Origin of the sequence: Mycobacterium sp. (assembly GCF_032159565.1) — a bacterium.
GTDB lineage: Bacteria > Actinomycetota > Actinomycetes > Mycobacteriales > Mycobacteriaceae > Mycobacterium.
Map to the genome: position 1 here is coordinate 1 of NZ_JAVHWR010000190.1, position 24,199 is coordinate 24,199.

Annotated in this window: 24 protein-coding genes; 17 read left to right on the top strand and 7 right to left on the bottom strand. The window is 66.2% G+C overall.

Features of this window, described 5'->3' with window-relative positions; translation table 11 throughout:
• Positions 1 to 428, bottom strand: a 428-nt coding sequence (locus tag QOC76_RS25700; RefSeq protein ID WP_526361764.1) for a TetR family transcriptional regulator, incomplete at its 3' end; no start/stop codon positions are given.
• A gap of 185 nt (positions 429 to 613) precedes the next feature.
• Between QOC76_RS25700 and QOC76_RS25705 the strand changes: the two genes are divergently transcribed.
• The 6 genes from QOC76_RS25705 (at position 614) to QOC76_RS25730 (ending at position 6,505) form a co-directional block, all read left to right on the top strand.
• Positions 614 to 2,083: an aldehyde dehydrogenase gene (locus tag QOC76_RS25705; RefSeq protein WP_526361766.1), complete on the top strand. Its 1,470-nt coding sequence runs from the start codon at positions 614 to 616 to the stop codon at positions 2,081 to 2,083.
• Between the two features lie 12 nt (positions 2,084 to 2,095).
• The gene (locus QOC76_RS25710) at positions 2,096 to 2,860 is read left to right on the top strand and encodes an SDR family oxidoreductase (protein WP_526361768.1); all 765 of its coding nucleotides are present in this window, start codon (positions 2,096 to 2,098) and stop codon (positions 2,858 to 2,860) included.
• Positions 2,861 to 2,873: 13 nt separating this feature from the next.
• The gene (locus QOC76_RS25715; RefSeq protein WP_526361770.1) at positions 2,874 to 3,782 is read left to right on the top strand and encodes an NAD(P)-dependent oxidoreductase; all 909 of its coding nucleotides are present in this window, start codon (positions 2,874 to 2,876) and stop codon (positions 3,780 to 3,782) included.
• Between the two features lie 5 nt (positions 3,783 to 3,787).
• Positions 3,788 to 4,240 (top strand): carboxymuconolactone decarboxylase family protein, encoded by a 453-nt coding sequence (locus QOC76_RS25720; RefSeq protein WP_526361772.1) that lies wholly within the window; start codon positions 3,788 to 3,790, stop codon positions 4,238 to 4,240.
• Entirely contained in the window at positions 4,230 to 5,456 is a 1,227-nt protein-coding gene (locus tag QOC76_RS25725) for a hypothetical protein (RefSeq protein ID WP_526361774.1), read from the top strand. The genes QOC76_RS25720 and QOC76_RS25725 overlap by 11 nt, the downstream gene beginning before the upstream one ends.
• 155 nt (positions 5,457 to 5,611) lie before the next feature.
• Entirely contained in the window at positions 5,612 to 6,505 is an 894-nt protein-coding gene (locus QOC76_RS25730) for a hypothetical protein (RefSeq protein ID WP_526361776.1), read from the top strand.
• Here the strand turns inward: QOC76_RS25730 and QOC76_RS25735 are convergent.
• Both QOC76_RS25735 and QOC76_RS25740 read right to left on the bottom strand, forming a co-directional pair.
• A complete protein-coding gene (locus QOC76_RS25735; protein ID WP_526361778.1) occupies positions 6,502 to 7,104 on the bottom strand; it encodes a TetR/AcrR family transcriptional regulator in 603 nt (200 codons plus the stop codon). The genes QOC76_RS25730 and QOC76_RS25735 overlap by 4 nt on opposite strands.
• A 15-nt stretch (positions 7,105 to 7,119) precedes the next feature.
• On the bottom strand, positions 7,120 to 8,352 hold the full coding sequence (locus tag QOC76_RS25740) for a cytochrome P450 (protein ID WP_526361780.1): 1,233 nt from the start codon (positions 8,350 to 8,352) through the stop codon (positions 7,120 to 7,122).
• A gap of 91 nt (positions 8,353 to 8,443) precedes the next feature.
• Between QOC76_RS25740 and purD the strand changes: the two genes are divergently transcribed.
• Positions 8,444 to 9,712, top strand: coding sequence for a phosphoribosylamine--glycine ligase (gene purD / locus QOC76_RS25745; protein WP_526361782.1), 1,269 nt, complete (start codon positions 8,444 to 8,446; stop codon positions 9,710 to 9,712).
• A 4-nt stretch (positions 9,713 to 9,716) separates the two neighbouring features.
• Here the strand turns inward: purD and QOC76_RS25750 are convergent, their stop codons facing one another.
• Complete coding sequence (locus tag QOC76_RS25750; RefSeq protein ID WP_526361826.1) at positions 9,717 to 10,598, bottom strand: alpha/beta hydrolase; 882 nt, start codon at positions 10,596 to 10,598, stop codon at positions 9,717 to 9,719.
• 243 nt (positions 10,599 to 10,841) lie between these two features.
• On the opposite strand from QOC76_RS25750, the gene QOC76_RS25755 reads away from it, so the two are divergent.
• Both QOC76_RS25755 and QOC76_RS25760 read left to right on the top strand, forming a co-directional pair.
• Complete coding sequence (locus QOC76_RS25755; protein ID WP_526361784.1) at positions 10,842 to 11,492, top strand: TetR/AcrR family transcriptional regulator; 651 nt, start codon at positions 10,842 to 10,844, stop codon at positions 11,490 to 11,492.
• A 100-nt stretch (positions 11,493 to 11,592) separates the two neighbouring features.
• Complete coding sequence (locus QOC76_RS25760; protein ID WP_526361786.1) at positions 11,593 to 13,017, top strand: amino acid permease; 1,425 nt, start codon at positions 11,593 to 11,595, stop codon at positions 13,015 to 13,017.
• On the opposite strand, the gene QOC76_RS25765 is transcribed toward QOC76_RS25760, so the two are convergent.
• Entirely contained in the window at positions 13,018 to 13,875 is an 858-nt protein-coding gene (locus QOC76_RS25765; RefSeq protein ID WP_526361788.1) for a DUF429 domain-containing protein, read from the bottom strand. It lies immediately after the preceding gene.
• Positions 13,876 to 13,928: 53 nt separating this feature from the next.
• On the opposite strand from QOC76_RS25765, the gene purB reads away from it, so the two are divergent.
• From purB to QOC76_RS25780, 3 genes are read left to right on the top strand one after another with little or no spacing between them, the layout of a single operon-like run.
• Entirely contained in the window at positions 13,929 to 15,347 is a 1,419-nt protein-coding gene (gene purB, locus QOC76_RS25770; protein WP_526361790.1) for an adenylosuccinate lyase, read from the top strand.
• Positions 15,344 to 16,576, top strand: coding sequence for a cytochrome P450 (locus QOC76_RS25775; protein ID WP_526361792.1), 1,233 nt, complete (start codon positions 15,344 to 15,346; stop codon positions 16,574 to 16,576). The genes purB and QOC76_RS25775 overlap by 4 nt, the downstream gene beginning before the upstream one ends.
• Complete coding sequence (locus tag QOC76_RS25780; RefSeq protein WP_526361794.1) at positions 16,573 to 17,454, top strand: tellurite resistance/C4-dicarboxylate transporter family protein; 882 nt, start codon at positions 16,573 to 16,575, stop codon at positions 17,452 to 17,454. Before QOC76_RS25775 ends, QOC76_RS25780 begins: the two co-directional genes overlap by 4 nt.
• A 7-nt stretch (positions 17,455 to 17,461) precedes the next feature.
• Here the strand turns inward: QOC76_RS25780 and QOC76_RS25785 are convergent, their stop codons facing one another.
• Positions 17,462 to 18,322, bottom strand: a complete 861-nt coding sequence (locus QOC76_RS25785; RefSeq protein ID WP_526361828.1) for an endonuclease domain-containing protein — start codon at positions 18,320 to 18,322, stop codon at positions 17,462 to 17,464.
• 105 nt (positions 18,323 to 18,427) lie between these two features.
• On the bottom strand, positions 18,428 to 19,048 hold the full coding sequence (locus tag QOC76_RS25790; protein WP_526361796.1) for a hypothetical protein: 621 nt from the start codon (positions 19,046 to 19,048) through the stop codon (positions 18,428 to 18,430).
• 40 nt (positions 19,049 to 19,088) lie between these two features.
• Between QOC76_RS25790 and QOC76_RS25795 the strand changes: the two genes are divergently transcribed.
• From QOC76_RS25795 to QOC76_RS25815, 5 genes are all read left to right on the top strand, one after another.
• Positions 19,089 to 19,982 carry a phosphoribosylaminoimidazolesuccinocarboxamide synthase gene (locus tag QOC76_RS25795; protein ID WP_526361798.1) on the top strand — a complete coding sequence of 298 codons (894 nt, stop codon included), beginning with the start codon at positions 19,089 to 19,091 and terminating at the stop codon, positions 19,980 to 19,982.
• Entirely contained in the window at positions 19,979 to 22,120 is a 2,142-nt protein-coding gene (locus tag QOC76_RS25800) for a S9 family peptidase (RefSeq protein WP_526361800.1), read from the top strand. The genes QOC76_RS25795 and QOC76_RS25800 overlap by 4 nt, the downstream gene beginning before the upstream one ends.
• 145 nt (positions 22,121 to 22,265) lie before the next feature.
• On the top strand, positions 22,266 to 22,832 hold the full coding sequence (locus tag QOC76_RS25805) for a TetR/AcrR family transcriptional regulator (protein ID WP_526361802.1): 567 nt from the start codon (positions 22,266 to 22,268) through the stop codon (positions 22,830 to 22,832).
• A gap of 79 nt (positions 22,833 to 22,911) precedes the next feature.
• Complete coding sequence (locus QOC76_RS25810) at positions 22,912 to 23,409, top strand: glutathione peroxidase (RefSeq protein WP_526361804.1); 498 nt, start codon at positions 22,912 to 22,914, stop codon at positions 23,407 to 23,409.
• A 67-nt stretch (positions 23,410 to 23,476) separates the two neighbouring features.
• Positions 23,477 to 24,181 (top strand): DUF2334 domain-containing protein, encoded by a 705-nt coding sequence (locus tag QOC76_RS25815; RefSeq protein ID WP_526361806.1) that lies wholly within the window; start codon positions 23,477 to 23,479, stop codon positions 24,179 to 24,181.
• Positions 24,182 to 24,199: the final 18 nt, after the last annotated feature.

Below are 24,199 nucleotides of genomic sequence, written 5' to 3' on the forward strand. Positions count from 1 at the left end.
CGGTGGATCTCGGCGCCGATGCCGTCGCGAACCGTGCGGACGGCCGCGTCGTTGTTGCTCAACAGTGCCGTCGTGCAGGCAGCCGCAACCTCCGGCTCGTCGGCGATCATCAGAGTCATCGCCCGCAGCGCCTTCTCGACCCGGGCCGGCGTGCTGTCGTTGACATCGGTGAAATAGGGCACCTGCTTCATCAGATCCAGGTAGACCTCGGAGATCAGGTGATTCTTCGACGAGAAGTAGGTGTACGCGGTCGCGGGCGCCACCTTGGCGCGTGCGGCGACCGCGCGCACGGTCAGATCGGCGTAGGACGACTCCCGCAGCATCTCCACACCCGCGGTGAGAACCTTGCGGAACGTCTCTTCCTGCCGCCGGTTGCGCGGGGTTTCCCCGCTTCGGTCGGTCACGACGACCACGGCATCGCTGGACACATGTCCAAGTTATCGGACCGATGCGGCGGCAAGCAAGTGCGGCGGTCAAAACTGCAGTACAAACCGCATTTGTCGACGTGTACCGGCTCAACGTCCTCGGCCGGCCTTGCTTCGCGCGCCGGTCTGCGGTTATCTTCGAGTGAAGTTAGTCGGACAGTTGTCCAGCAATCACGACGGGAGTCGAAATGGGGATGCTGGCCGATCGCCAGAGTCAACTGCTCATCGACGGGAAACTAGTCGCAGGCAGCGCAGGCACGTTCCCGACGGTCAACCCGGCCACCGAGGAAGTGCTGGGCGTCGCCGCCGACGCGAGCGCCGATGACATGGACCGCGCCATCGGGGCCGCCCGTCGCGCATTCGACGAAACCGACTGGTCCACCGACACCGAACTGCGTGTGCGCAGCATCAGGCAATTGCAGGACGTGCTGACCACGCACGTCGAAGACCTGCGCGAGATCACGATCGCGGAGGTCGGCGCGCCGGTGATGCTGACGTCCATGGCGCAGCTGGAAGGTCCGATCGCCGACCTCAGCTTCTGCGCCGATACCGCCGAGTCCTACTCGTGGACCACCGATGCGGGTATCGCTTCGCCCATGGGCATCAAGACCCACCGCACGATCGCGAAGGAAGCCGTCGGCGTCGTCGGCGCCATCACGCCGTGGAACTTCCCGCACCAGATCAACCTCGCCAAGATCGGACCGGCGCTGGCCGCGGGCAACACCGTCGTGCTGAAACCGGCGCCGGACACTCCGTGGTGCGCCGCCGCCGTCGGCCAACTCATCGCCGAGCACACCGACATTCCGCCGGGTGTCATCAACATCGTCACTTCGAGCGACCACGCCGTCGGTGCGCTCCTGTCGAAAGACCCACGGGTGGACATGGTTTCGTTCACAGGGTCGACGGCAACCGGTCGCGCCGTGATGGCCGACGGCTCGGCGACGCTCAAGAAGGTCTTCCTCGAGCTCGGCGGCAAGTCGGCGTTCCTGGTGCTCGACGACGCCGACCTTGCCGGCGCATGCTCGATGTCGGCGTTCACCGCAGCCATGCACGCCGGCCAGGGTTGTGCGATCACCACACGGCTTGTGGTGCCGCGCGCCCGCTACGACGAGGCCGTCGATGCGGCGGCGGCGACCATGGGCTCGCTCAAGCCGGGTGATCCCACCGACTCGGCCACCATTTGCGGACCGGTGATCTCGGCCCGACAGCGCGATCGCGTGCAGTCGTACCTGGATTCGGCCATCGACGAAGGTGGCAAGTTCGCCTGCGGCGGTGGACGTCCCGCCGACCGGGACACCGGCTTCTTCATCGAGCCGACCGTCATCATCGGCCTGGACAACAACGCCAAGGTCGCGCGCGAGGAGATCTTCGGACCGGTGCTGACGGTGATCGCCCACGACGGCGACGACGACGCCGTGCGCATCGCCAACGACTCGCCGTACGGTCTGTCGGGCACCGTCTTCAGCTCCGATCCCGAGCGGGCTTCTGGCGTCGCCGCGCGGATGCGCGTCGGCACCGTCAACGTCAACGGCGGCGTCTGGTACTCGGCCGACATGCCCTTCGGCGGATACAAGCAGTCCGGCATCGGCCGGGAGATGGGCCTTGCCGGTTTCGAGGAGTACCTCGAAACCAAAGCCATTGCCACAGCGGTCAACTAAGGAGTGCGCCACGTGGGACTTTATGGAGATCAGTTCAAGGAGAAGGTGGCGATCGTCACCGGTGCCGGAGGCGGTATCGGCCAGGCGTACGCGGAGGCCCTTGCCCGCGAGGGTGCGGCTGTCGTCGTCGCCGACATCAATACCGAGGGTGCGCAGAAGGTCGCCGACGGCATCAAGGGCGACGGCGGCAACGCACTCGCAGTGCGGGTCGACGTGTCCGATCCCGACTCCGCCAAGGAGATGGCCGCGCAGACGCTGAGCGAATTCAGTGGCATCGACTACCTGGTCAACAATGCGGCGATCTTCGGCGGCATGAAGCTCGACTTCCTCATCACCGTCGACTGGGACTACTACAAGAAGTTCATGAGCGTGAACCTCGACGGCGCGCTGGTGTGCACCCGGGCCGTCTACCGCAAGATGGCCAAGCGCGGCGGCGGCGCGATCGTCAACCAGTCGTCGACCGCGGCGTGGCTGTACTCGAACTTCTACGGACTGGCCAAGGTCGGCATCAACGGCCTGACCCAGCAGTTGGCCACCGAACTCGGCGGCCAGAACATCCGTGTCAACGCGATCGCCCCTGGGCCGATTGACACCGAGGCCAACCGCACGACGACGCCCAAGGAGATGGTCGACGACATCGTGAGGCGAATTCCGCTGTCGCGCATGGGCGAACCGGAAGATCTGGTTGGGATGTGTCTGTTCCTGCTGTCGGATCAGGCGAAGTGGATCACCGGCCAGATCTTCAACGTCGACGGCGGCCAGATCATCAGGTCCTGAGGAGAGTATTTCAATGGGTGACGGCGACGCGCGCTCGCGCGAAGAGCAGACAACCAACAACGTCAAGCTCGGCTACATCGGGCTCGGTGACATGGGTGCACCGATGGCCAAACGGATGGTCGACTGGCCGGGCGGTCTCACGGTTTTCGACATCCGCCTCGAGGCGATGACTCCGCTCGCCGAGGCAGGTGCCGCACTCGCCGACAGCCTTGCCGATATCGCGAAGGCCGACGTCATCAGCGTCACCGTGCTGAACGACGAGCAGGTTCGTGACGTCATCGCGGGCGAGGACGGGCTGGCCCGCTATGCAAAGCCGGGCACGATCGTCGCGATCCACTCGACGATCAGCGACACCACCGCCGTCGACTTGGTCCGCAAGCTCGGACCGGACGGCATCCACGTGATCGATGCTCCGATCAGCGGCGGCAAGGGAGCTGCGGAGAAGGGTGAACTCGCCGTGATGGTAGGTGCGCAGCGCGAGGTCTACGAGCGGGTGAAGCCGGTCTTCAAACAGTTCGCCTCCGTCGTCGTGCACGCGGGCGAGGCCGGTGCGGGCACGCGAATGAAGCTGGCGCGCAACATGTTGACGTTCATCGGTTTCGCCGCATCCTGTGAGGCGATGAAGCTCGCCGAGCAGGCCGGACTCGACCTGCAGCAACTTGGCCGCGTGGTGCGGCACACCGACATCCAGAGCGGCGGGCCGGGCGCCGTCGTCGTCCGGGAGAACATGGATACGCTGGAGCCGGACAACTTTCTCTACGCGCCGATGGCGCACGCCCGCGACCTCGGCGAGAAAGACCTCAGCCTCGCCCTGGCGCTCGGTGAGTCGGTCGGCGTCGACCTGCCCCTGGCCGAGATTGCGCTGAAGAACTTGGCGGCAGGCCTCGGCGTGCCCCACGCCGCGGCAAGCGCGAAGGAGTAGTAGTCATGGACGAGCTTCGCAAGAAGGGCCTCGAAAAGATGAACGAGGTCTACGGCTGGGAGATGCCGGACATGCCGGGGGAGTACTTCGCGCTGACGGTCGATCACCTCTTCGGCGCCATCTGGAGCCGCCCCGGGTTGTCGATGCGCGACCGGCGGATGATGCTGCTCGGCGTGCTGGCCGCACAGGGCATGGAGGAGTTGATCGAGGTCCAGGCGAACGCCATCCTGCACAACGAGGAGATGACCCGCGAGGAACTGCGTGAGGTCGCGATCTTCCTGACCCACTACGTCGGCTTCCCGCTGGGGTCGAAAGTCGACGGTGCGGTCAAACGCGTTGTGGCCAAGCGTAAGAAAGCGGAGGAGAAGGGTGCGGGCGGTGACGCGCGCGAAGCAAGGCGAGCCAACGTCAACGACGCCGTCCAGATGCATGTCGGCAGGAACCTCCATGACAAGTAGGTATGCGAGCCTCTCGCGTGCACAGCTCGCCGTTCTGCTGCCCGAGTTGCTGCTGATCGGCCAGTTGATCGACCGGTCCGGAAGGGCCTGGTGCATCAGCAACTTCGGCCGCGCGGAGATGCTGCAGATCGCGATCGAGGAGTGGATGGGCGCCAGCCCGATCTACACCAAACGGATGCAGAAAGCCCTGAGGTACGAGGGCGTCGACGTCATCACGATCTTCAAGGGGCTGCAGCTCGACATCGGTGCTCCACCGCAGTTCATGGACTTCCGCTACGACGTGCACGACCGCTGGCACGGGGAGTTCCATCTCGATCACTGCGGCGCCCTGCTGGATGTCGAGCCGATGGGCGAGGACTACGTGCGCGGCATGTGCCACGACATCGAGGACCCGACCTTCGACGCCACCGCCGTCGCCACCAACCGCAGGGCCCAGATCCGCCCGGTCCACCGTCCACCTCGCACTCCCGCGAACCGAAAGCCGCACTGCGCCTGGACGGTGATCATCGACGAGTCCTATCCGGAGGTCGAAGGCCACCCGGTGCTCGACGTCATCCGCCGAACCCGGGCCGCCAGAACCGAACTCGACCCGATCGACCCGGACGACGAGGGAGAGTCGGACTACTCCGGCGCGCTGCTGTCGGACTTCGACTTCGCCGCGTTCTCGCACTCGGCCCTGGTGCGCATGGCCGACGAGGTCTGCCTGCAGATGCACCTGCTGAACCTGTCCTTCATCATCGCGGTCGGGAAACGCGCGGGAACCAACACCGAACTCGCGGCGGAGATCTGCACCAAACAGTTGATCGGTGTCGCGGGCATCGCCGCCGAGCGGATACATCGCGCGCTCGGTCTGCCCGACGGCATCGGGGGTGCCATGCGGACGCTCGAACTGCACCCGATGTTCAATCCGATGGCCTACGTGTCGGCCGAATTCGGTCCGGACACAGTGCATGTGAACCGTTCACCCGCGCACGAAGACGGTGCATGGGTGTCATTGGTGAGTCCGTCCGAGAAGCGGCCGCTACAGGCCGCGGTCGCCGCGGTCGACCCGCACCTCGATGTGGACATCGCGGGCAGCGATACCGACTGGAGGGCGCGCATCGTCCGAACCGAAACTCCCGCGAAGGAAATGTCCGAGGTTAAAGTCGTTCGCGTCAGCGGTGGTTCGACGTTCGTGTTCGCGCCGCGCAAGTCGCTCCCGCTGACGGTGGTCTGATCGTCGGCAGGGTGTTCGATGCAGCAATCTGTGGGTAGTTAGCCAACTAAGCCATAACAGCTATTTATCTGCAATGATGTGAAATCGGCAATTAGCCGACGTCGTCGACGGTTTGGGTTACTCTCCGCGGACAACGTCCGACTGGAGGGCCATCGATGCGACGCGCCATCTGCAGCACCTGGATAACCGTAGTCGGTGTCGCCGTCGCGATAAGCGTTGCCGGCTGCGGCGGCACGGACGAATCGGGCGCGTCAAGTCCGCCGGTGGATCCCGACGTCGCATTCAAGCAGTACGACGAAGCTTCAAAGCCCGTCGATTGTTCGCAGGCCTACGGAGCTATGGGCGACGCGCACCATGACGGTGACCTCGTCGTCATGAAGGAGAAGGCCCGCGAATACCGCGACGTCGTGGCGACGTGGGACTCGCAGCTGGGCAATATCGCCTTTCCCGCTGCAGCCCGACGGATCGTCGACAAGATGCGTGATCTCATCGCCAACGAGCTTGCTGGACTCAACGAATTGGCAGACGGCAACGGCCAAGACGCTGATCGCACAGCGACAGTGAGAAGCCAAGTCGAGGCCGACGACGCGTTGGTGGTTGTGGAAGGCGACGATCTGCGCGCAGCGCTCGGCCACCCCGTACCTCAAAGTATGTATGCGGCCGATCAATTGGAGTGGGCGGAGCGCACTTTTCTCAAGGAGACTTCACCGGTGCATGCGAAGTGGGAGGCCGCACTGGGGGCCGATGACCTGAACGGGGCGAAGGCGGCCAACGGGATCGAGGAAGCTGCGCTGCAGCGCTACATCGACAAGCTCGGCACCGTGTCCTGGCCTGCCGGAACCTTCGAGGCCCAGGCGAATACCCTGCGCGAGCACCTCCGGGGGCTTATCGAATTCGACCGCCGTCAGGTCGATGTGGCCACCGCGGCGCAAATCGCTCGGACTCCGGAAGAGGGCGCGCCCGACTACCGCTTCGCCGAAGACGCGAAGGAAAAGCTGTGGACTGTGCTGGTGAGGTCCGGGCATTCGGTTGATCCGCCGAGCTGTTAACGCTCGACGATGCCGACCGCTGATCCGACCCAGCGGCGCAGATACTGGCGCAGATCCACGCCCGTGCGGGGCGGCCGGCCAGGGTCGGTGACGAACGACTGGATGATCCGCAGTAAATGCTCGGCGAGTTCGTCGAGATCGTCATCGCTGAAGCCAAGGCCTGCCCAGTCGACGTCGAACCGGCGCACCATCGAGTGACCGAAGTCGAGTGCGACGTCGCCGGTCACCGACTCGATGTGCGGGTTTGGCCGACCCGGCTCGATGACCAGGCCGAGGTGCTTGTCCTTCGGCAGCCACTCCAGCGCCGTCGCTATCCCCTCGGCCACGGCTTCGACCGGGTCGGTGATGCCTCGCAGGTGAGCATCGAGGCGGTCCATGAAGTCATCGGCCGCTTGCACGGCGGCCGCAACCAGCAGCGCGTCGGTGCTGGGGAAGTACCGGTAGACCGTCTGGCGCGTCACGCCGAGGGAGCGGGCGACGTCGGCGATGGAGAAGTCCGCGCCTCGGGCGTCGATCGCCTTGCCCGCCGCGTCGAGGATTCGCGCGATGGCCTCGTCGTCGCTGGCGGGCGCGGCGCCAGACCAGCCGTGGGTGCGCACGCCGGAATCTTACTGCTACCCGCGGTAGGAGACCTGCAGGTCCTTGACGCCGTTGATCCATCCTGATCGAAGCCGTTGCGGCTCGGCGAGTTTCGAGATGTCCGGGATCTGGTCGGCGAGCTCGTTGAAGATCAGCTTGATCTCCATGCGGGCCAGGTTGGCGCCGATGCAGTAGTGCGCGCCGTTGCCGCCGAAGCCGAGATGCGGGTTGGGGTCGCGCATGATGTTGAACTCGAAGGGGCGGTCGAAGACGGCGTCGTCGTAGTTGGCGGAGCTGTAGAACAGCCCGACGCGCTGCCCCTCGCGGATGGTCACGCCACCCAGCTCGGTGTCGGCCTGAGCGGTGCGCTGGAAGCAGTGCACCGGCGTGGCCCAGCGCACGATCTCGTCGGCGGTGGTCTCCGGGCGCTCGCGCTTGAACAGCTCCCACTGCTGTGGGTTCTGGAAGAAGGCGTTCATGCCGTGGGTCATCGCGTTTCGCGTCGTCTCGTTGCCCGCGACCGCGAGCAGGATCACGAAGAACGCGAACTCGACGTCGTCCATCGACTCACCGTCGATGTCGGCCTCGATCAGTCGGGTGACGATGTCGTCCGCCGGACAGCGCCTGCGCTCCTCGGCCATCGCGTAGGCGTAGCCCATCAGTTCCGCGTTGGCTGCCGCATAATCGGTCGCATAGTCGGGATCGTCGGTGTTCATGATCGAGTTGGTCCAATGAAACAGCTTCTCCCGGTCTGCCTCCGGCACGCCGATGAGGTCCGCGATCGCCAGTAGCGGCAGGCTCATCGCGATGTCGTCGACGAAATTACCGCTCTCTTTCTCCCTTGCCGCGGATACGATTTCGCGCGCCGCGGTGGCAAGCTTCGCCTCGAGCGTGGCCACCGCCCTCGGCGTGAACAGCCGGGACACCAGCTTGCGCAGGCGGGTGTGTTCGGGTGCGTCGTGGTTGATCAGGAGCGCCTTCGTCAGCTCGAGCTGATCGGGTGTGGTGCCCTCGGGCATCCGCATCACGACGCCCTTGCGGTTCGTCGACCACAGGTCGCCGTCGCGCGAGATGGCCTTGACGTCCTCGTGGCGGCTGATCACCCAATAGCCGCCGTCCTCGAAGATCGACTCGCTTTGCTCGTTCCACCACACCGGAGCCGTCTTGCGCAGCTCGGCGAACTCGGCGACCGGAATGCCGTGCTCGAGGAGATCGGGGTTGGTGAAGTCGAACCCTGCGCCGAACGGACAGGCGTGCATCGTTGCCATGCATCGACCATACATTGACATGTCAAGTGTATGGCCTAACTAAATGGACATGACTCACCGCCGTGCGGCGGTGCGATTAGGGTTGGCAACCGTGCGCGTCCTCGTGATCGGATCCGGTGCCCGCGAACATGCGCTTCTGCTCGCGCTGCGCAGAGACCCCGAGGTGGAAGCCCTGGCGATCGCGCCGGGCAACGCGGGCACCGCGGCCATCGCCGATCAGTACGACGTCGACATCAGCTCGGGTGATGCGGTGGCGGCGTTGGCCGGCAAGATCGGCGCCGACCTGGTCGTGATCGGCCCCGAAGTACCTCTGGTCGTGGGGGTGGCCGACGCCGTCCGGGCCACCGGGATCGCCTGCTTCGGGCCGACCAAAGACGCCGCGCGCATCGAGGGATCGAAATCGTTCGCCAAGGATGTGATGTCTGCCGCGGGCGTAGCCACCGCCAGAAGTGAGATCGTCGACAACCCCGCCCGACTCGACGCCGCGCTCGATCGGTTCGGACCCGGCGGTGGCGACGCGGCGTGGGTGGTCAAGGACGACGGCCTCGCCGCGGGCAAGGGCGTGGTGGTGACCGCCGACCGCGATGCGGCGAGGGCACATGCGGCCAGCCTGCTCGACGCGGGGCATCCCGTGCTGCTGGAGTCGTTCCTCGACGGTCCTGAGGTGTCGCTCTTCTGTGTCGTCGACGGCGAGACCGTGGTGCCGCTGCTGCCTGCCCAGGACTTCAAGAGAGTGGGCGACGGTGACACCGGACCCAACACCGGCGGCATGGGCGCCTACGCACCGCTGGCGTGGCTGCCCGACGAGGTGACGAACCGGATCGTCGACGACATCGTCAAACCCGTTGCCGCAGAGCTTGTCAAGCGCGGCAGCTCGTTCTCCGGCCTGCTGTACGCGGGCCTGGCGATCACATCGCATGGACCCGCCGTCGTCGAATTCAACTGCCGTTTCGGCGATCCCGAGACCCAGTCGGTGCTGGCGCTCCTCGATTCGCCGCTCGGCCGGCTGCTGCGCGCCGCGGCCACCGGCGGCCTCGCCGACCACCCGCCGCTGCACTGGCGCGACGGCGCCGCGGTCACCGTCGTGCTGGCCGCCGAGAACTATCCGGGACGGCCGCGGGTGGGTGACGTCATCGCCGGCTCGGAAGCCGACGGAGTGTTGCACGCAGGCACCGCACGACGCGACGACGGCGCCGTCGTCTCATCGGGAGGCCGAGTGCTCTCGGTCGTCGGCGCGGGGCCGGACCTGGCGGCAGCCCGCGACGACGCCTATGCCGTGATCAAATCGGTTCGGTTGCCAGGCAGTCACTTTCGCAGCGACATCGGACTTGCCGCGGCTGAAGGCCGGATCACCGTCTAGGTGACTATGCCGTCAGCAGCGGCGCCATCCACTCGAGTTCCGCAGGCAGCTGCGAACTCCAGAACCCGCCGTCGTGGCCACCCGGTGAGAAGCCGCCCGCAGGTGGGTTAGGCAGCTGCGCGATGAACTGCTGGGTGGCCGAATAGAACGGATCGCTGTTGCCGCAGTCGATCCGGATCGGTATCGACCCGAGGGCGGGCAGACCCCACACGCTGTTGGCCGCGTAGTCGTCTGCGCCGTCGAACGCCCCCGCAGCGGTCGCACCCGACGACGTCCACAACGCCGGGCTCACCGCACAGATCGCGGCGGTACGCGCCTGGCCGAGCCGGGCCCCGAGCAGCAACGCGCCGTATCCGCCCATCGACCAGCCCAGGAACCCCACCCGCGAGGTGTCAAGGCCCTGCGAGCCGAGCATCGGGATCAACTCGTCGAGCACCATCGCGCCGGAATCCTCACCCGACGCGCGCTTGTGCCAGTAACCGCCCCCGCCGTCGACGGCGACCACCGCAAAGGGCGGCAGGCCCGCCGCGACCGCTTGCGCCAGGCCCTGCTCGACACCGCCCGCCATCACCTGCGCCGCATCGCCACCCTTACCGTGCAGCGCGATGACGGATCGCAGCGGTTGAGTCTGGCCCGGCGGCCGCGCGATCGCCCAGTTGGTGTCGATGCCACCGCGTGCGGCCGATACGAATGATCCGGACACATACGTCTGCGCCGCCGCAGGCAACGGCTCCAGCGGGGCGGGCGGTGCCAACGGTGCCAGCGGGGTGCCTGCGCTCGTCATCTCGACGGGCGGACCCGCGACGGATGGCTGCGGTTCGCGCAGCGAGCCGAGCGCGAAGGCGCCGACGGCCCCTGCCGCAGCACTGGCACCGAGGCGGATCATCGCCCGGCGGCTGAGTTGATTGCCTCGGCTCCGCACTCGCTCGGGTCCCTGCTCGTCCCTCGCTGCGATCCTCACTCGTGCTCGCCTCGGTGGCTCTGGCATGCGGGCCATCATGCCATCGGTTTCCGGCGCATCGTCGGGCGGCGCCGGCGCAATGCATCCAAATCGCTTGGCGGGCCATCTTCCTGAGTAAAGGCTTAGCTTTGGCCGAAAGAGTCATTTCGACCTCGGCCGACTGGCAGCATGCAAGGCGTGACGGCAGCGGTGACTCCCAAGGGAGTGCGCAGGCAGTACGCGTTAGTAAGCGCGGCTGCCGAGCTGTTGTGCGAAGGCGGTTTCGACGCCGTGCGTCATCGTGCCGTGGCCCGGCGCGCCGGGCTGCCGTTGGCGGCGACGACCTATTACTTCTCGTCCCTCGACGATCTGATCCTCAAAGCCGTCGAGCACATCGGCGCACTCGAGGCGCAGCAACTGCGTGAGCGGGTGGCGGTGTTGTCGCGGCGTCGTCGCGGCGCCGAGGCGACCGTCGACGTGGTGGTGGATCTGCTCGTCGGCGACGATCCCGAGACACAGGTGAGCGAGCAGTTGATCTCGCGGTACGAACGCTACATTGCGTGCGCGCGTCAGCCGGCTCTGCGCGAGGTGCAGCGGCGGATCCTGCAGCAGCGAACCGATGCCGTGGTCAAGGTCGTCGAGCGGTCCGGACGGTCGGTGCGCGCAGAGCTCGTCCCAGCACTGGTGTGCGCGGTCGACGGCGCAGTGGTGGCGGCGCTCGTCGACGAGAACAACGGCCCCCGCAATGCCGCCCGCGCCACGTTGATCGACGTCATCGACGTGCTCGCACCGATCACGGCGCCGATCTCGGTACCCGTGCTCGCCGCGGCTTCCGGCTGACACCGGTCACGGTCGAAGTCTTTCTTGCACCGTTGCGGGTGCGGCGCGTTTGCTGCTGGTCGATGATGGGGTACTCACAGCCGACTGACAGGGAGGCCCCATGAGCCAGACGGACACCGTCGATCAGCAACCTGAACTGAAGCGGGTGATGGGACCGGGGCTGCTGCTGCTGTTCGTCGTCGGCGACATTCTGGGCACGGGTGTGTATGCGCTGACCGGAGACGTGGCCGCCGAAGTCGGTGGCGCCGCATGGGTGCCGTTCCTGGTGGCGTTTCTCATCGCGACCGTCACCGCGTTCAGCTATTTGGAGCTCGTCACCAAATACCCTCAGGCCGCAGGCGCTGCGCTCTACGCGCACAAGGCTTTTGGCATTCAGTTCGTGACGTTTTTGACCGCGTTCGTGGTGATGTGCTCGGGTATCACCTCGGCGTCGACGGGCGCCAGGACATTTGCCTCGAACTTCTTCAAGGGTTTCGACACCAGCTGGGGCACCGTCGGGGTGGTCGCACTCGCCCTGTTCTTCATGGCCGCGCTGGCGCTCATCAACCTGCGTGGGGTCGGAGAAAGCGTCAAGCTCAACGTGCTCCTGACGATCGTCGAGATCAGCGGTCTGGTTCTGGTCATTCTCGTCGGCATGTGGGCGTTCACCGGTGGTGGCGATGTGGACTTCTCCCGCGTGGTCGCGTTCGACACCGCCGAGGACAAGAACGCCTTCATGGCCATCACCGCGGCCACATCGCTGGCTTTCTTCGCGATGGTTGGTTTCGAGGACTCGGTGAATATGGCCGAGGAGACCAAGGATCCGGTCCGGATCTTCCCCAAGATGCTGCTCACCGGCCTGTCCATTGCCGGCATCGTCTACATCCTTGTGTCGATCGTCGCCGTCGCACTCGTGCCGGTCGGCGAATTGGAGGCCAGCGACACGCCGCTCGTGGAGGTCGTCAAAGCCGGTGCGCCCGGCTTGCCGATCGACAAGATTCTTCCGTTCATCACGATGTTCGCGGTGTCGAACACAGCGTTGATCAACATGCTGATGGCCAGCCGGCTCATCTACGGCATGGCGCGCCAGCACGTTCTGCCGCCGGTGCTCGGAAAGGTCCATCCGCAGACCCGCAGCCCGTGGGTCGCGATCCTTTTCACGACCGCAATCGCCTTCGGCCTCATCATCTATGTCACGGCATTCGCCAACGACGAGGCGATCTCGGTGCTCGGCGGAACCACGTCGCTGCTGCTGTTGGCGGTGTTCGCGGTGGTGAACGTCGCCGTCCTGGTGCTGCGCCGCGACGTGCGCGAGACAGGTGGGCACTTCAAGACGCCGACCGTGCTGCCCGTGATCGGGTGCATCGCGTCGCTGTATCTCGTGACACCGCTTTCGGGACGGCCGTCGCAGCAATACGTGCTGGCCGGTGTTCTGGTCGCCATCGGCATCGTGCTGTTTCTTGTGACGCGGGTGATCAGCCGTCAGCTCGGCGTGCGTGACGCGGGCATCACCGACCCGACGCAGCTGGCCGAAGCACCCGACTAGTCACATCCGGTAGAGGCGTTCGCGGATCGTCTTCGCTTCTAATTGCGCCTGCGCCAGCAGATCTTCCAGACGCGAAAGGCGTTCGTGTAGTTCGTCGCTCGGCGGCGGCACCACCCGCCTTCGCGGGGCGGGGGACAGGTCCGGGGGAAGGCTCGGGGTGACGATGTAGCCCGTGTCGAAATCGCCGTAGATCGTCACCTCGTCGGGGCGGTGGTACCAGTACAGGCCGACGTAGGCGCAGAGCACCGCGTCGACCGGATCCTCGTCGCGGTCGAGCTGCACCGGTTTCGTCGCCGCCTCGACGCGCTTGCGCAGTTCGACCCAGGCGACGCTGCGGTTCGCGCGCAATCGCGGTGTCGCGTCGTCGAGTCCCTCGATCAGCGTCATCAACTTCAGCAGGTCACGTTGGCGGTCGCCGAACGGGCCCCGCTTGTACTTCAGTGTCTTGTCGAGCTCGAACAGTACGACGGTCGCCGGGTGCGGATAGACCTCGATCGCCCGTCGGCTCGCACCAGAAGCCGGGTCCATGTCGAGATCGAGTGCGGCCGCCAACCGGGCGGCGCGTGGGTGCTTCAGCTCGGGCTTTTCGGCGAACGCCGGGCGCGCCCCGGCGTCGAACCTTGCGAAGTCGCGGTTGAACGCGGCCTCGGCGGGTCGATGCCCGGTCTGGTTGTTGACGATCAGCGGGGCATCGAAGGCGACTAGGCATTCGCCTGCGGTGAACGGGGCGATGGCATCGACGATGTTGGCGTCGTCCTGGGCGGCACCCACGTGTAGGAGTCGACCGTCGGCGTCGACGGCCGCGACACCGGTCTGGTTTTTCTCTCCCCACGCGAGATCGAGCCCAACGAAGTGCATAGGGCTACTGTGCCTCAAACGTGCGCCTACCCGCCGCCGTAAGCTGTGTATTTGTGGCGATTCCCAACGTGCTGGCCAGCAGGTACGCCAGCGACGAGATGGTGGCGATCTGGTCGCAGGAGGCCAAGATCGTCGGCGAGCGCCGGCTATGGCTGGCGGTGCTGCGCGCACAGGCCGAGTTGGGCGTCTCCGTTCCCGACGGTGTGGTGGCCGACTACGAGCGGGTGATCGAGGACGTCGACCTGGCCTCGATCGCGGAGCGCGAGCGGGTGTTGCGCCATGACGTCAAGGCCCGCATCGAGGAGTTCAACGCACTCGCGGGCCACCAACACGTGCACAAGGGCATGACGAGCCGTGACCTCACGGAAAACGTTGAGCAGCTGCAGATCCGGCGGTCTCTGGAACTGGTGTTCTCGCATGGGATCGCGGTGGTCGCGCGGCTGGCTGAGCGCGCGGTGAGCTACCGCGGTCTGGTGATGACCGGGCGCAGCCACAACGTCGCGGCGCAGGCCACGACGCTGGGCAAGCGATTCGCGTCGGCGGCCGAGGAGATGCTGATCGCACTGTCCCGACTGCGTGAGCTGATCGACCGGTATCCGTTGCGCGGCATCAAGGGGCCGATGGGCACGGCGCAGGACATGCTCGATCTGTTCGACGGCGACACGTCGCGGCTTGCTGATCTCGAGCGTCGCGTCGCCGATTTCCTGGGCTTCACCGAAGTCTTCACCAGCGTCGGCCAGGTTTACCCGCGATCGCTTGACCACGACGTGGTTTCAGCGCTGGTGCAGATCGGTGCGGGGCCGTCGTCGCTGGCGCACACCATCCGGTTGATGGCGGGACACGAGTTGGTGACCGAGGGGTTCGCGCCCGGTCAGGTCGGCTCGTCGGCGATGCCGCACAAGATGAACACCCGATCGTGCGAGCGAGTGAACGGGCTGCAGGTGGTGTTGCGCGGCTATGCGTCGATGGCGGCCGAACTCGCTGGGGCGCAATGGAATGAGGGCGACGTGTTCTGCTCGGTGGTGCGCCGCGTCGCGCTGCCCGACGCATTCTTCGCCATCGACGGGCAGACCGAGACCTTCTTGACGGTGCTCGACGAGTTCGGCGCGTACCCGGCGGTGATCCAGCGTGAACTCGACCGCTACCTGCCGTTCCTTGCGACGACCCGGATCCTGATCGCAGCGGTGCGTGCGGGCATGGGTCGTGAGGCGGCGCACGAGATCATCAAGGAGAACGCGGTCGCGGTCGCATTGGCGATGCGGGAGAAGGGCGCCGAGCCAGACCTTCTGGACCGGCTCGCCGCCGATCGGCGGTTGCCGCTGGACCGGGCGGCTCTTGACGCCGCGCTGGCGGACAAGCAGGCGTTCACCGGCGCGGCGGGCAGCCAGGTCGACACGGTCGTCGCAGCGGTGGAAAAACTGATCAGTCGCTATCCCGAGGCGGCCAAGTACACCTCGGGCGCGATCCTGTGACACTGGCGGCGCCGCTCGCCCGGATCGACTTCACCGATCTGGACAACTTCGCCGCCGGCTTTCCTCACGACCTGTTCGAAGTGCACCGCCGCGAGGCGCCGGTGTATTGGCACCAGCCGACCGACAACACGCCGGACGGCGAAGGCTTCTGGTCGGTGGCCACATACGCCGAAACTCTTGCGGTGCTGCGGGACCCGGAGACGTATTCGTCGGTGACCGGCGGCACCCGGGCTTTTGGCGGCACGCTGCTGCAGGACCTCGCCATCGCGGGCCAGGTGCTCAACATGATGGACGACCCTCGGCACTCGCAGATCCGGCGACTCGTCAGCTCCGGGCTGACACCCCGGATGATCCGCCGGGTCGAGGACGATCTGCGCGCCCGCACCCGTCGTCTCCTCGACGACGTTTCGCCGGGTTCGCCCTTCGACTTCGTGGTCGACGTCGCCGCGGAGCTGCCGATGCAGATGATCTGTATTCTGCTGGGAGTTCCTGAATCCGAACGGCATTGGCTGTTCGAGGCCATCGAGCCGCAGTTCGACTTCGGCGGCGCGCGCAAGGCATCCGTTGGCCAGATGTCGGCCGAGGAGGCCGGGACGAGGATGTACAGCTACGGGCAGGATCTGATTGCGTCCAAGCGCGCCGAGCCGACTGACGACATGCTGTCGGCCGTCGCGAACGCGACGCTGGACTCGGATGGACTATCCGACCTCGAGCTGTATCTGTTTTTCAGCCTGCTGTTCAGTGCGGGCGCGGAAACCACCCGCAATGCGGTTGCGGGCGGCCTGCTTGTGCTTGCCGAGCATCCCGAGCAGCTCGCGTTGCTGCGGGCCGACCTGTCGCTGCTGCCTACCGCCGTCGAGGAGATGGTGCGCTGGACATCCCCGTCGCCGTCTAAGCGCCGCACCGCGACCCGCGACGTCTTGTTGGGTGGCTGCGCCGTCGAGGCGGGGCAGAAGGTTCAGATCTGGGAGGGCTCGGCCAACCGCGACGCGTCGGCATTCGACCGTCCCGGCGTGTTCGACGTAGCACGTAAGCCGAACCCGCACTTGGGTTTCGGCCAGGGTGTTCATTACTGCTTGGGCGCCAACCTTGCCAGGTTGGAGCTGCGGGTGCTGTACGAGGAGCTGCTGGGCCGGTTCTCGTCGGTCCGTGTCGTCAAGCCGGTGGAGTGGACACGAAGCAACCGGCACACCGGCATACGTCACCTCGTCGTCGAACTGGAAGCGTGAAACCCGACGCCTTCGCATTCGTGATGGCGACCGGCATCGTGTCGATCGCGGCGGCGGACCATGGCTTCGACAGCATCAGTGACGTGCTCATGGTGTTGGCGGCTGCGGGGTTGGTGGTGCTTGCCGTGGTAGGTGTATTCGTCTGGCGTCGTGCGCCATTGGACTTCTCTACGCCGGAGGCGCCGATCGGACTGCTGACATTCGTTGCCGCATGCGCCGTCGTCGGAACGCGGCTCAAATGGTCTGCGCCGGTGCACTGGTCGCTTGCGGCACTGGCGCTCGTCGGCTGGCTGGTGCTCATGGCGCTGGTGTTGCGCGCGATGTGGCGGTGCCGGTGGGCCGGGCTTCGCGATCGCGCCCGCGCTGGCGGCGAGTTGGTCAGCGTCGCGACATCAGGGCTGGCGATACTCGCAGCGGACCTGGGCTTGGTGGGAGTGGCCATCGGTCTGCTGGTGTTGGCGCTCTGCCTGTACGGCGTGATGACGGGCCTGGTGCTGTGGCGCGTGGTGCACGAGGGGACGGCACCCGAGCTGTTTGCGCCCGATATGTGGATTCTGATGGGCGGGGCGGCGGTCGCGACGCTGGCGGGCGATCACATTTACCAGGCAGGCGTCGAGGGCATTCGACCGGTCACCGTCGCGACGTGGGTCGTCGCGGGTCTGTGGATTCCGGCGTTGGCCGTGGCGAGCGTGCGGCTGCGCGACGGGAACTGGTGGGCTGCGGTGTTCCCGCTCGCCATGTACTCGTCGGCGACGTTCGCGTCGGCCGTCGAAACGGGGTGGCACCCGCTGACGACGATCTCGCTGGCCTTCTTCTGGATTGCCTTCGCGGCGTGGCTGCTCACCTTATTGCGATTTGGGCGCGCTCACATACGCTGAGCGTCGATCAGCGCGCCGAAATCGCGCTACGGATCACTGCGATCACCCGGTCCGGGTATTCGGTCAGGTCCAACCAGGTGAAGCGGAGGACTTGCCAGCCGGCCAACGCAATGGCGTTTTGGCGCTTGCGGTCGTGGTGAAAGTCCTCGCTAGTGGAGTGGAAAGCAAACCCATCGACCTCGAGCGCAACTTTCTGCTTCGGAAAGCCAACGTCAACGAGATAGCTCGCGACGGGATAGTTCGTTTTCCAACCGGTGATGTTCGCCCCCTTGAGCAGTTGAACGAGCAGCCGCTCTGCGTGGGAGCGGGCACCGTCGGCCGCAGCTTGCAGAAGCAGGCGTGCGGCGGGTGATCCGTACCGCCCTTTGTTGCGCAAATGCGCGCGCCACAAGCTGTTCAAGTCCACACGACGTTGCAGCGCTGCATCCATCAGCGTGACGTTGCGTCGAGGCCGTACCGACGCTTCGACGACAGTCAGAGCCAACTCGGTGACCCGCAGACCGCGGATTTCGACGATGTCGGCCGGTTTCAGGTCGCGCCTGCGAACCCGGCTGCCGCCGCGACATCTGCCGTGGCTGTTCCTGGGCACGGTCACCTCGATGACGTCTGGTGCAAACCGTGTCAGGCCATGCCACCATGCTGCGGCCATTCCGCTCGCCGCGGCTTGCGTGCCGTAGCTCCATACCGCAACGCGCACCCGCGCGGCATCGGTGAACGGACGATCGTCGACGAAGTAAACGCCTGGCACGAAACGTCGCCAACGGCCCGAACGAACGCGTCGGGCGACGGCGGCCTGGCTGAGGCCGGCACGTTGGGCGTTGGCGAGAGTCAACACACCGTCTTGCGATCGCAGAAACTCGTCGAGCACATCGTGAACTGACTCGCGACGGCGCACGTAGGTTCCACATCTAAGCGATTTCGGCGCGCTCGCGTGCGCTGGGCGTCGATTAGCGCGCCGAAATCACAGAAATCGCTAGGTGCCGCGGCGGGCGATGCCTGCGGCCCGCAGCTCCAGCGCCGCGAGACCCTGTATCGCCTCGGCGTCTTCACGGCGCCATGCTCCGACGGGGTCGGCGTTGATCGCGGCTAGCTTGGCCAGCGGGCGGTTGGCCAGCGCCCGCATCGCGAGCAACTGTTCGCCTGCAGGCGTCCTCGCGAGCGTCAGCGCCACCCACTTGCGCCGGAAGAACCGCAGTCGCAACACCAACCAGGGCGCTGCGATGGCCATGATCGGCGGTGCGGCGACCGCGAGCGCCAGCAACCACGCCAGCCACGTCGCCGTCGAGTTGAGCTGCGCACCCGCACCCGCGATGTCGCGGGCGAATCCGCCGGCGGCGGTCAGCGGGCTGCTCAACGCATCACCGATCAGCGGCACCTTGCTCGCGTTGTCGCCTGCATGGTCGAGGTTGCCCGCGATGCCGCTGGCTCCGCTTTCCACGTCGGCGCCGAAATTCGCGATCGCCGCGACCGCCGTATGCACGGCCGTTCCGATCACCACCCAGATGGCGATCCAGAGGGCGACGACGATGTCGCTGATCAACTGCGCGAGGAGCCGGGCGGGCGTGGTGGCGTAGGGCACATACCTCGATGTCATGCCGTCGATCCCAACACAGATCGACCGCTAGGCTGGCCCGATGCGCCCAGCTCTGTCCGACTACCAGCACGTGGCCAGTGGCAAGGTTCGCGAGATCTACCGAATCGACGATGACCACCTGCTGTTCGTCGCCAGTGACCGCATCTCGGCGTTCGACTACATCCTCGACAACGAAATACCCGACAAGGGCCGCATCCTGACCGCGATGAGCGTGTTCTTCTTCGACTACACCAAGGCGCCCAACCACCTCGCGGGCCCGGCCGACGATTCGCGCATCCCCGACGAGGTGCTCGGTCGCGCCCTGGTCGTGCGCAAGCTCGACATGATTCCGGTGGAATGTGTCGCCCGCGGCTACCTGACGGGTTCGGGGCTGCTGGACTACCAGAAGACCGGCGAGGTCAGCGGCATCGCATTGCCGCCGGGACTGACCGAAGGCAGCAAGTTCGACTTCCCGCTGTTCACGCCGGCCACCAAGGCCGAGCTCGGCGAGCACGACGAGAACATCTCGTTCGCCGACGTGATCGAGCTGGTCGGCGCCGAGCGCGCCAACCAACTGCGCGATCTCACACTGCAGACCTACCTCCGCGCCGCGGAGCACGCCTTGACGAAAGGGATCATCATCGCCGACACCAAATTCGAGTTCGGCGTCGATGAGCGCGGACACCTCGTGCTTGCCGATGAGGTGTTCACGCCCGACTCGTCGCGGTACTGGGCCGTCGAGACCTACCAGGAGGGCGTCGTAGCGCCCAGCTTCGACAAGCAGTTCGTCCGAAATTGGCTGCTGAGCCCGGAATCGGGCTGGGACCGCGGCGGCGACGAACCGCCGCCCCAGCTGCCACCCACCATCGTGGACGCCACCCGTGAGCGCTATATCAATGCCTACGAGCGCATTTCGGGACTGCAGTTCGCCGACTGGATCGGACCTCAGGCATGACCACTCCGGTACCGCCTATCGCGAAGCGCATCGAACACCGCCGCGAACATCACGGCGACGTCTTCGTCGACCCCTACGAGTGGCTGCGGGACAAGTCCGATCCCGCGGTGATCGAACACCTCGAGGCGGAGAACGCCTACACCGAACAGATCACCGGCCACCTGGCGCCGCTACGGCAGAAGATCTTCGACGAGATCAAGGCCCGCACCAAGGAGACCGACCTGTCGGTGCCGGTCCGGCGCAACGACTGGTGGTATTACACGAGAAGCTTCGAGGGCAAGCAGTACAGCGTGCACTGCCGTTGTCCGATAACCCATCCCGACGACTGGACACCCCCGCAGTTCGACGAGCACACCGAGGTTCCGGGCGAGCAGATCCTGCTGGACGAGAACGTGTTGGCCGAAGGCCACGACTACTTCGCGTTGGGCGCCGCCTCGGTCAGCGTCGACGCCCACACGTTGGCGTATTCGGTCGACGTTCTCGGTGACGAGCGATACACGTTGCGGTTCAAAGACTTACGCACCGGTCAGCTCTACGACGACGAAATCGTCGGCATCGGCGCAGGCGCGACATGGGCCGCCGACAACCGGACCGTCTACTACACGACGGTGGACGACGCGTGGCGGCCGGACACAGTTTGGCGGCACCGTGTCGGAGCGGGCCTGCCCGCCGAGAAGGTCTACCACGAGCCCGACGAGAAGTTCTGGCTCGCGGTGGGACGCACTCGCAGCGACAGGTATGTCTTCATCGCCGCCGGAAGTGCCGTCACATCGGAGATCCGCTACGCCGACGCCACCGATGGACACGCGGAGTTCCTTCCGGTGTGGCCGCGGCGCGAAGGCGTCGAGTACTCCGTCGAGCATGCGGTTGTCGGCGGTGAGGACCGGTTTCTCATCCTGCACAACGACGGCGCCGAGAATTTCACCCTCGTCGAGGCGCCCGTGAGCGATCCGACCGCCACTCGCACGCTCATCGAGCACCGCGACGACGTCCGTCTCGACGCCGTCGACGCGTTCGTCGGGCACCTGGTGGTGAGTTACCGCAGCGAGGCGCTGCCGCGAATTCAGCTGTGGCCGCTCTACGCTGATGGCGAGTACGGTCGCCCCGAAGACTTCACCTTCGAATCCGAGCTGATGTCGGCGGGCCTGAGTGGCAACCCCAACTGGGACTCGCCCAAACTGCGAATCGGTGCCACGTCGTTCGTCACTCCGGTGCGCATCTACGACGTCGACCTCGCCACCGGCGAGCGGACGCTGCTGCGCGAACAACCGGTTCTCGGTGACTACCGCCCCGAGGACTACGTCGAGCGGCGTGACTGGGCGACCGCCACGGACGGCGCCCGGATCCCGGTGTCGATCATCCACCGCGTCGGCTTGCAATTCCCCGCGCCCACACTGCTTTACGGCTACGGCGCCTACGAGTCGTGCGAGGACCCGCGGTTCTCGATCGCCCGGTTGTCGCTGCTCGACCGCGGCATGGTGTTCGCCATCGCCCACGTGCGTGGTGGCGGTGAGCTCGGCCGACCGTGGTACGAGCACGGCAAGCTGCTGGAGAAGGCGAACACCTTCACCGACTTCGTCGCCGTCGCAGCGCATCTCATCAAGTCCGACGTGACCCGGCCCGAGAACCTCGTCGCGCTCGGCGGCAGCGCGGGCGGACTGCTCATTGGTGCCGTGGCCAACATGGCGCCGCAGTTGTTCGCCGGCTTCCTGGCTCAGGTGCCGTTCGTCGACGCGCTGACGACGATCCTCGACCCGTCGCTTCCGCTCACCGTCACCGAGTGGGACGAGTGGGGAAACCCCCTGGCCGATGAGAACGTCTACCACTACATGAAGTCCTACTCGCCGTATGAGAACGTCGGCGCCAAGGACTACCCGCCGATCCTGGCGATGACATCACTCAACGACACCCGGGTTTACTATGTCGAGCCCGCGAAATGGGTTGCGGCACTGCGATACATGAAGACCGACGCCCATCCGGTGCTGTTGAAGACCGAGATGAGCGCGGGCCATGGTGGCATCAGCGGTCGCTACGAGCGCTGGAAGGAGGCGGCGTTCCAGTATGCCTGGCTACTGGATACCGCCAAGGCCAACCACGAGGGCGGCGCCTACGAAGACAACCTGCTCGACCGTCCGTAGCGGCAGCGCCGTGGTCATCGACTTCGGCGGGTTCGGCATCCCCGACGCATAGACGTTCGGAAAGACATCGCGAGCATCATGAGGCCGAGTTCGAGCACGCCAGCCCCGAGCAACAATCTAGGCACTGTCAAGTTGTCGCGCTACGATGGGTTCCATGAGCAGCAGGGATACCTACCACCACGGTGATCTGAAGGCCACCATCCTCGGCGAGGCGGCACTTCTGGTGGCCGAGCGCGGCGCCGACGGCCTCTCGCTGCGTGAGCTGGCCCGTGCCGCGGGCGTCTCCCATGCCGCGCCCGCCCATCACTTCACCGACCGTCGTGGCCTGTTCACCGCGTTGGCGACCGAGGGGTTCCGCACGCTGGCCGACGCGCTGGCGGGCACGCGGCCGGACTTCCTCGACGCGGCGCTCGCGTACGTCCGGTTCGCCATCGACCATCCCGGCCACTACGCCGTGATGTTCGACAAGTCGCTCTACGACGCGTCCGACACCGAACTCGTCGCCGCGGAGACGGCCGCCGGTGCCGAGCTGGCCGCCGGTGTCGGAACACTCGACGACGCGCGCGCCCAGGATGATCCGCAGGCGGCCGCACTCGCGGCATGGTCTCTGGTGCACGGCTTTTCACTGCTTCTGCTCAACAACGCGATCGACAACGGCACCGACCCGATGGCCACCGTCCGCCGGGTGGCCGGAATGCTGTTCGGGACCTAGCCGGACGACGATCAAGCGGCGAGGCGCGAGCCGCGTTGAGGAGTTCGACGAGAGGGACGTAGCCGGTAGTGTTCCGGCCATGACAGACCCGCAGCTCGGCGACATCGCACTCACCACACTCGACGGTAGGGCCACGACGCTTGCCGAGCTCGCCGCCGGCGCAGCGCTGGTCGTCAACGTCGCCTCCAGGTGCGGGTTGACACCGCAATACAGCGCGCTGGAGAAGCTTGCACAGGATTACGGCGATCGCGGGCTGACCGTGGTCGGCGTGCCGTGCAACCAGTTCATGGGTCAGGAGCCCGGCAGCGCCGAGGAGATCCAGACGTTCTGCTCCACCACCTACGGCGTCACGTTCCCGTTACTGGCCAAGACCGATGTCAACGGACCCGACCGTCACCCGCTGTTCGCCGAGCTGACGAAGACCGCCGACGCCACCGGTGAGGCCGGCGATGTGGCGTGGAATTTCGAGAAGTTCCTGCTCGCACCGGGTGGAGAAGTGGTCAAGCGGTTCCGGCCGCGCACCGAACCGGACGCCCCTGAGGTGGTCGAGGCCATCGAGGCGGTGCTGCCGCGGTAGCGGAATAGACAACTGCTGGAAGAGTGTCGTAAACCGTTGCGACACCTGGCGTTGCGACAATGGCGGCGTGGCTGGACAACTGATCGTCTCGATCTCCGGCATCAGTGAGCAGACGCTGCCCGACGTCGCGGCGTTCTGCGCACAACTGGAAAAGCGAGCGGTACCGTCCTCGTTCCTCGTCGCGCCGCGGCTCAAGGGCGGCTACCGGCTCGACCAGGACTTTTCGACCGTCGACTGGCTGGCTTCGCGTCGAACCCGCGGCGACGCCATCGTCCTGCACGGCTTCGACGAAGCCGCAACCAAGAAGCGACGCAGCGAGTTCGCGACCCTGCCCGCACACGAAGCGAATCTCCGGCTGATGGGCGCCGACCGGGTGCTCGAGCACCTCGGTCTGCGCACCCGATTGTTCGCCGCGCCGGGTTGGACGGTGTCGCAGGGGACGGTAAATGCTCTGCCCCGCAACGGCTTTCGGTTAGTAGCCGAGCTCAGCGGGATCACCGACCTGGTGCGCAAGTCGACGATCCGGTCGCGGGTGCTCGGCATCGGCGAGGGCTTCCTGTCCGAGCCGTGGTGGTGCCGCACGTTGGTGTTGTCGGCCGAACGCACCGCACGGCGGGCCGGCGTCGTGCGGGTGGCGGTGGCGGCGCGGCACCTGCGCAAGCCGACGTCTCGCCAAGCCATGCTCGACGCCGTCGACCTGGCCCTGATGCATAAGTGCACGCCCGCGGTCTACGAGTGGCGGCCCTACCGCGCGCTGACCGACGCCGCCTGACCGACCGCTACATTGGCG

Bases quoted from the DNA above. Each gene is read 5' to 3' on its own strand.
- QOC76_RS25755 (WP_526361784.1), top strand. From the start codon at position 10,842: ATGCAAGGCGTGACGGCAGCGGTGACTCCCAAGGGAGTGCGCAGGCAG.
- QOC76_RS25740 (WP_526361780.1), bottom strand. From the start codon at position 8,352: ATGGCAACGATGCACGCCTGTCCGTTCGGCGCAGGGTTCGACTTCACC.
- QOC76_RS25795 (WP_526361798.1), top strand. From the start codon at position 19,089: ATGCGCCCAGCTCTGTCCGACTACCAGCACGTGGCCAGTGGCAAGGTT.
- QOC76_RS25810 (WP_526361804.1), top strand. From the start codon at position 22,912: ATGACAGACCCGCAGCTCGGCGACATCGCACTCACCACACTCGACGGT.
- QOC76_RS25800 (WP_526361800.1), top strand. From the start codon at position 19,979: ATGACCACTCCGGTACCGCCTATCGCGAAGCGCATCGAACACCGCCGC.
- QOC76_RS25790 (WP_526361796.1), bottom strand. From the start codon at position 19,048: ATGACATCGAGGTATGTGCCCTACGCCACCACGCCCGCCCGGCTCCTC.
- QOC76_RS25705 (WP_526361766.1), top strand. From the start codon at position 614: ATGGGGATGCTGGCCGATCGCCAGAGTCAACTGCTCATCGACGGGAAA.
- QOC76_RS25805 (WP_526361802.1), top strand. From the start codon at position 22,266: ATGGGTTCCATGAGCAGCAGGGATACCTACCACCACGGTGATCTGAAG.
- QOC76_RS25715 (WP_526361770.1), top strand. From the start codon at position 2,874: ATGGGTGACGGCGACGCGCGCTCGCGCGAAGAGCAGACAACCAACAAC.
- QOC76_RS25730 (WP_526361776.1), top strand. From the start codon at position 5,612: ATGCGACGCGCCATCTGCAGCACCTGGATAACCGTAGTCGGTGTCGCC.
- QOC76_RS25725 (WP_526361774.1), top strand. From the start codon at position 4,230: ATGACAAGTAGGTATGCGAGCCTCTCGCGTGCACAGCTCGCCGTTCTG.
- QOC76_RS25720 (WP_526361772.1), top strand. From the start codon at position 3,788: ATGGACGAGCTTCGCAAGAAGGGCCTCGAAAAGATGAACGAGGTCTAC.
- QOC76_RS25760 (WP_526361786.1), top strand. From the start codon at position 11,593: ATGAGCCAGACGGACACCGTCGATCAGCAACCTGAACTGAAGCGGGTG.
- QOC76_RS25750 (WP_526361826.1), bottom strand. From the start codon at position 10,598: ATGATCCGCCTCGGTGCCAGTGCTGCGGCAGGGGCCGTCGGCGCCTTC.
- QOC76_RS25765 (WP_526361788.1), bottom strand. From the start codon at position 13,875: ATGCACTTCGTTGGGCTCGATCTCGCGTGGGGAGAGAAAAACCAGACC.